The sequence below is a fragment of the Actinoallomurus acaciae genome, assembly GCF_042429965.1.
In the GTDB taxonomy this organism is placed as follows: domain Bacteria; phylum Actinomycetota; class Actinomycetes; order Streptosporangiales; family Streptosporangiaceae; genus Actinoallomurus; species Actinoallomurus acaciae.
Genome location: NZ_JBHLZP010000559.1, coordinates 1 through 5088, shown reverse-complemented (window position 1 = coordinate 5088; position 5088 = coordinate 1). Strand labels below are relative to the sequence as shown.

Sequence of the window (5088 nt, the reverse complement as noted above, 5' to 3'; positions counted from 1 at the left end):
GGCGGCGGCCACGTGCGGACCGTGCGAGACCAGCGCGACGGCCCGGTCGTGCTCCTCGGCGTCGACCACCACGGTCTGGGCGCCGCACGCCTCGGCGAGCGCGGTCACGGTCTCGACCGCCTCCGGCAGGCTCTTGGAGGTGGGGCACAGCGCCCACGGGCGGCCGAGGAACAGATCCGCGCGCGCCGCGGCGGGCCCGGAGCGCTCACGGCCGGCGAGGGGATGCCCGGCGACGTAACTCGTCAGGTCGCAGCCCAGCTCGGCGGCCTCGCGCAGCGGCCGGGACTTGACGCTCGCGACGTCGGTGTAGAAGCGGGCCAGGCCGCGTTTCTGCGCGTCGAGCAGCGTCGCCGCGACCGCCGCCGGCGGCACCGCGATCACCGCGATGTCGGCGGGCCCGTCGCCGTCGTCCAGCGGAACGCCGGCACCGAGTTCGGCCGCCATCCGCACGGACACCGGATCGCGGTCGGTCAGCCGCACCTCGTCACCGCGTTCGCGCAGCGCGAGCGCCACCGAGGTCCCGATCAACCCGGTGCCGATGACGACGACCTGTCGTGTGCCGCCGATGACTTCACCTCCGCGTGAGTTTCGAAGCGTATCCGCGCCGCTCGCGGCCTGGCGCCTCTCCGGGCTCCCGGCCGGAGGCACGACCTCATGGCGGCCGGTGGCCCGGGACACGCGGTGCGACCCGCCTGACCGCACCCGGCTCGCCGGATGGACGCGAGAGCCGTTACTGCGCGATGTCGAGGCGCAGCGCCGTCGCGCCGCGCAGATAGACGTGCTGGATGTCCGAGCGCGGCCGGTCGCTCTGGATGTGCGCCATCAGGCGGATCACCCGCGGCAGCGCGTGCGGCACGTCGATCTCGCTGGCGCACAGCAGCGGCACGTCGTGGAAGCCGAGCTTGCGCGCGGCCAGCGCCGGGAACTCCGCGGACAGGTCCGGTGTCGCGGTGAAGATCACGCTGATGACGTCGTCGGTGGTGAGCGCGTTGCGCGTCATCACCTCGGTGACCAGCTCGGCGGTCGCCTCGAGGATCTGGTCGCGGTCGTCGGCGTCTATCTGGGTGGCCCCGCGTACGGCTAGTACCCCCACAAAACCTCCCTTGATCGGCGGCAGGTCAGAGCTCGACCGCCGCGTACAGCTCGCCGATCTCCTTGGTGGTGAGCGCCCGGATCGTGCCCGATTTCAGGCGGCCCAGCTTGACCGGGCCGAACTCGGTGCGGGCGAGCTGCTGTACCGGATGACCGACCTCGGCGAGCAGACGGCGCACGATGTGCTTACGGCCCTCGTGAAGGGTCACCTCGACGAGGATCCGCTTGCCGACCTGGTCGAACACGCGGAAGTCATCCGCCTTGGCGAAGCCGTCCGCGAGTTTGACGCCCTGCTTGAGCCTCTTGCCGAGATCACGGCCGATCGGCCCGTGGATCTCGGCGAGGTAGGTCTTGGAAACACCGTATCGCGGGTGCATGAGGCGATTCGCCAGTTCACCGTCGTTGGTGAGCAGCAGGAGGCCCTCGGTGTCGGTGTCGAGACGGCCGACGTGGAAGAGCCGCTCGGGCACGTCGCCGACGTACGCGGTGAGGGTCTTGCGGCCCTTGGGGTCGGACATGGTGCTGACGACACCCGTGGGCTTGTTGAGCATGTAGTAACGCAGTTCGGCGCGTGTGGGGATCCGCTTGCCGTCGACGTGGATGACGGCCTGCTGCGGATCGACGCGGGCGCCGAACCACGTGACCTTCTCACCGTCGACGCTGACCCGCCCGGCCGCGATCAGCTCCTCGCAGGCGCGGCGGCTGGCCACACCCGCGTCGGCGAGCACCTTCTGGAGCCGTACGCCGTCGTTGGTCGTGTTCATTGCTGAAGTTCCTCTATGCCTTCCAGGTCATCAGGCAGGTAGGGGGCGAGTTCGGGCAGCTCGTCAACGGAGTTGAGGCCGAGCCGCTCCAGGAAGTAGGTCGTCGTCCGGTAGAGCACCGCCTGGTGCTCCGGGTCGTGCCCCGCCTCCTCGATGAGACCTCGTACGGTCAGGGTGCGGATCACGCCGTCGCTGTTGACTCCGCGGATCGCCGACACCCGGGCCCTGCTCACCGGCTGCCGATAGGCGATGACGGCGAGCGTCTCCAGCGCCGCCTGCGTCAGCCGCGCCTGCTGTCCGTCGCGAACGAACCGCTCGACGAGGGGGGCACAGACATCTCGAGTGTAGAACCGCCAGCCACCGGCGATCTCCCTCAGGTCGAACCCCCGGCCCTGCTCGGCGTATTCCGCGGCCAGTTCCCGCAGCGTGGCGGCGACCTCGTCGCGGGGCCGTTCGAGGATCTGGGCGAGGGTCACCTCCGGGACCGGCTCGTCCACGACCAGCAGGATGGCCTCCAGGCCCGCCCGCAGCGACGGCTCGTCCGCGCCGGGCTCGGTCTCCGGCGCGTCGAACAACGCCCCGTCCGCGGGACCGGCCGCGACCGGCTCCGGCGCACGCGGCTTGGGCACGACCGGCTCGGCCACCGTCTCCTCGACCGCCGCGTCCTGCGGCACCGTCTCCTCGACCGCCGTCTCCTCGGGCACGGTCTGCGACGGCATCGCCTGCTCGGGGGGCGCCCGGTCGGGCTCGGGCGGTGGGAGGGGGTGGCCGTTGGTGCCGGGCTCGGGCGGGGTGTCAGTCATCGTCCTTCTTCTCCGCGGGTCGTCCTGAGTAGTCGTCGCCGACGACGACCTCGCCCTCTTCCGCGCCGGTCCAGGTGACGTACAGCTCGCCGAGCGGCTCCGCCTGCTCCAGCGCGACGGCCTTCTCCCGGTAGAGCTCGAGCACGGCCAGGAACCGCGCGACGATCTCGAAGGTGCCGGCGCAGTCGGCGGTCAGCACGCGGAAGGTGGCACGCTCCAGCCGGCGCAGGCGCTCCACGAGCAGGGCCGCCTGCTCCTTGACGCTCGCCTGCGGCGCGTAGATGTGCGTGGTCGACACCGTCGGCACGGGTTTGGGCGCGAGGGTCTTGGCGGCCAGCCGGGCGAACGCGGCCGGGCCCAGGCCGATGAGCACCTCGGGCAGGAGGTTCGCGAACTGCGGCTCCATCGGCACCGTACGGGCGAAGCGGCGCGACTCGCGGGCGATCCGCCCCGCGAAGACTCCCGCGACCTCCTTGTACGCGCGGTACTGCAGCAGCCGCGCGAACAGCAGGTCGCGCGCCTCCAGCAGGGCGAGGTCCTCTTCGTCCTCGACCTCTCCGGAGGGCAGCAGCCGCGCGGCCTTCAGGTCGAGCAGGGTGGCGGCGACCAGCAGGAAGTAGCTCGCCTGGTCGAGGTCCCACTCGCGGCCGCGGGTGCGGATGTGGGCGATGAACTCATCGGTGACCTTGTGCAGGGCCACCTCGGTGATGTCCAGCTTGTGCTTGGCGATCAAGCCGAGGAGCAGGTCGAAGGGACCCTCGAAGTTGTCGAGGTGCACCTCGAATCCGTGCTTGTGCTCCTCCGCGGCCGGCTCGCTCACCTCGCCAACGGTAGTGGAGGTCACGCACTCCCCTGCCACAGGGGAGCGCGGCGCCCGGGTGCACCCCTCGGCGGTCCGGTGCGGTCAGCGGCCGCACCGGGACCGGTCACATGAGGTGATGCCACCTCTGGAGTACCTCCTTGGCGAGCTCCCGGTAGGCGTTGGCGCCCATGGACGACGGGTCGAAGCGGGTGATGGGCTCACCCACGACCGTCGCGTCCGGGAACCGTACGGTGCGGTTGATGACCGTGTGGAAGACCTTCTCGCCGAAGGCGTCCACGATGCGGCCGAGCACCTCGCGGGTGTGGAGCGTGCGCGAGTCGTACATCGTCGCGAGGAAGCCGTCGATGGACAGCTCCTGGTTGAGCCGCGCCTGCACCTTCTCGATCGTCTCCATGAGCAGCGCGACTCCGCGCATCGCGAAGTATTCGCACTCGAGGGGGACGAGGACGCCCTGGCTGGCGGTCAGCGCATTGACCGTCAGCAGGCCCAGCGACGGCTGACAGTCGATCATGATGTAGTCGTAGTCGGCCACGACCGGCTTGAGCAGTCCGCCGAGGATGTACTCGCGGCCGACCTCGTGGACGAGCTGGACCTCCGCGCCGGACAGGTCGATGTTGCTGGGCAGCAGGTCCATGCCCTCGACGCTGGTCTCCAGGATGACCTCTTCGGTCTCCACGCCCCGCTCCATGAGCAGGTTGTAGATCGTGAGGTCGAGCTGGCGGGGGTCGCCCTTGCCCAGGCCCACCGACAGCGCGCCCTGCGGGTCGAAGTCGACGAGCAGCACCCGCCGCCCCTGCTCGGCCAGGGACGCGCCCAGGTTTATGGTCGTCGTCGTCTTGCCGACCCCGCCCTTCTGGTTGCAGACCGAGACGATACGGGCGGGCCCGTGCTCGGACAGCGGGGGCGGGTCGGGGAACGACGGGATGGGACGCTGCGTCGGCCCTAGCGGCGCGGCGTCTCGCGGATCGGTCGCGATCGCGGTCGAGAGCACACTCTCGGATCGTGCTCTCTCCTGCTGCGCGCTGATGTCAGTCACCAGCTACTCGAACCTCCCCGGCGACCTTGGTTTGCCGTCAAGATGGGGACTCTATGGCCTGTCAAGTAGAGCGGCAAGGCGGCACACCGACGGTCGCGCCTTTGTTCAGATACCGCCCAGGACCCCATGCCCTGCCGCCGCTCGCGCCGAGACAGGGCTCCGGACAGTCTCTCAGACACCGGCACGCGGGTACGCCGAAGCGTGAACCTCACGCCTCAGGCACTTGCGCGCGGGTACGCCGAGGCGTAGAGGTCCCGCAGCCGGTCGACGGTGACCAGCGTGTACATCTGGGTCGTCGTCACGGACGCGTGGCCCAGCAGCTCCTGGACCGCCCTGACGTCCGCGCCCCCGTGGAGCAGGTGCGTCGCGAAGGAGTGCCGCAGCGTGTGCGGTGACACGTCCTTCAGCTGCGCGCGGCCGGCCGCCGTTCGCAGCGTCGACCAGGCGCTCTGGCGTGACAGCCGCCCGCCGCGCGCGTTGAGGAACAGCGGACCGCCGCTGCCGCCGTGCCCGCCGAGCGCCGGACGCGCCCGCAGGAGATAGGCATCGAGCGCCTCGCGGGCGTACCGG

At 70.7% G+C, this 5088-nt stretch carries 7 protein-coding genes; all 7 read right to left on the bottom strand.

Going from position 1 to position 5088, the window contains the following annotated elements; all coding sequences use genetic code 11:
* Nucleotides 1-567, bottom strand: a 567-nt coding sequence (locus tag ACFFNX_RS41805) for a prephenate dehydrogenase (protein WP_378211759.1), incomplete at its 3' end; no start/stop codon positions are given.
* Nucleotides 568-730: 163 nt separating this feature from the next.
* Nucleotides 731-1093: a chorismate mutase gene (aroH, locus tag ACFFNX_RS41800; RefSeq protein WP_378211754.1), complete on the bottom strand. Its 363-nt coding sequence runs from the start codon at nt 1091-1093 to the stop codon at nt 731-733.
* Between the two features lie 25 nt (nt 1094-1118).
* Nucleotides 1119-1856 (bottom strand): pseudouridine synthase, encoded by a 738-nt coding sequence (locus tag ACFFNX_RS41795; RefSeq protein WP_378211752.1) that lies wholly within the window; start codon nt 1854-1856, stop codon nt 1119-1121.
* Nucleotides 1853-2575 carry an SMC-Scp complex subunit ScpB gene (scpB, locus tag ACFFNX_RS41790; RefSeq protein ID WP_378211757.1) on the bottom strand — a complete coding sequence of 241 codons (723 nt, stop codon included), beginning with the start codon at nt 2573-2575 and terminating at the stop codon, nt 1853-1855. Before scpB ends, ACFFNX_RS41795 begins: the two co-directional genes overlap by 4 nt.
* 76 nt (nt 2576-2651) lie before the next feature.
* On the bottom strand, nt 2652-3479 hold the full coding sequence (locus ACFFNX_RS41785) for a segregation and condensation protein A (protein ID WP_378211750.1): 828 nt from the start codon (nt 3477-3479) through the stop codon (nt 2652-2654).
* Nucleotides 3480-3585: 106 nt separating this feature from the next.
* The gene (locus ACFFNX_RS41780; protein WP_378211756.1) at nt 3586-4407 is read right to left on the bottom strand and encodes a ParA family protein; all 822 of its coding nucleotides are present in this window, start codon (nt 4405-4407) and stop codon (nt 3586-3588) included.
* Nucleotides 4408-4733: 326 nt separating this feature from the next.
* The coding region (locus ACFFNX_RS41775; protein WP_378211748.1) for a tyrosine-type recombinase/integrase at nt 4734-5088 on the bottom strand (355 nt) is incomplete at its 5' end.

Bases quoted from the DNA above. Each gene is read 5' to 3' on its own strand.
- scpB (WP_378211757.1), bottom strand. From the start codon at position 2,575: ATGCCGTCGCAGACCGTGCCCGAGGAGACGGCGGTCGAGGAGACGGTG.
- ACFFNX_RS41795 (WP_378211752.1), bottom strand. From the start codon at position 1,856: ATGAACACGACCAACGACGGCGTACGGCTCCAGAAGGTGCTCGCCGAC.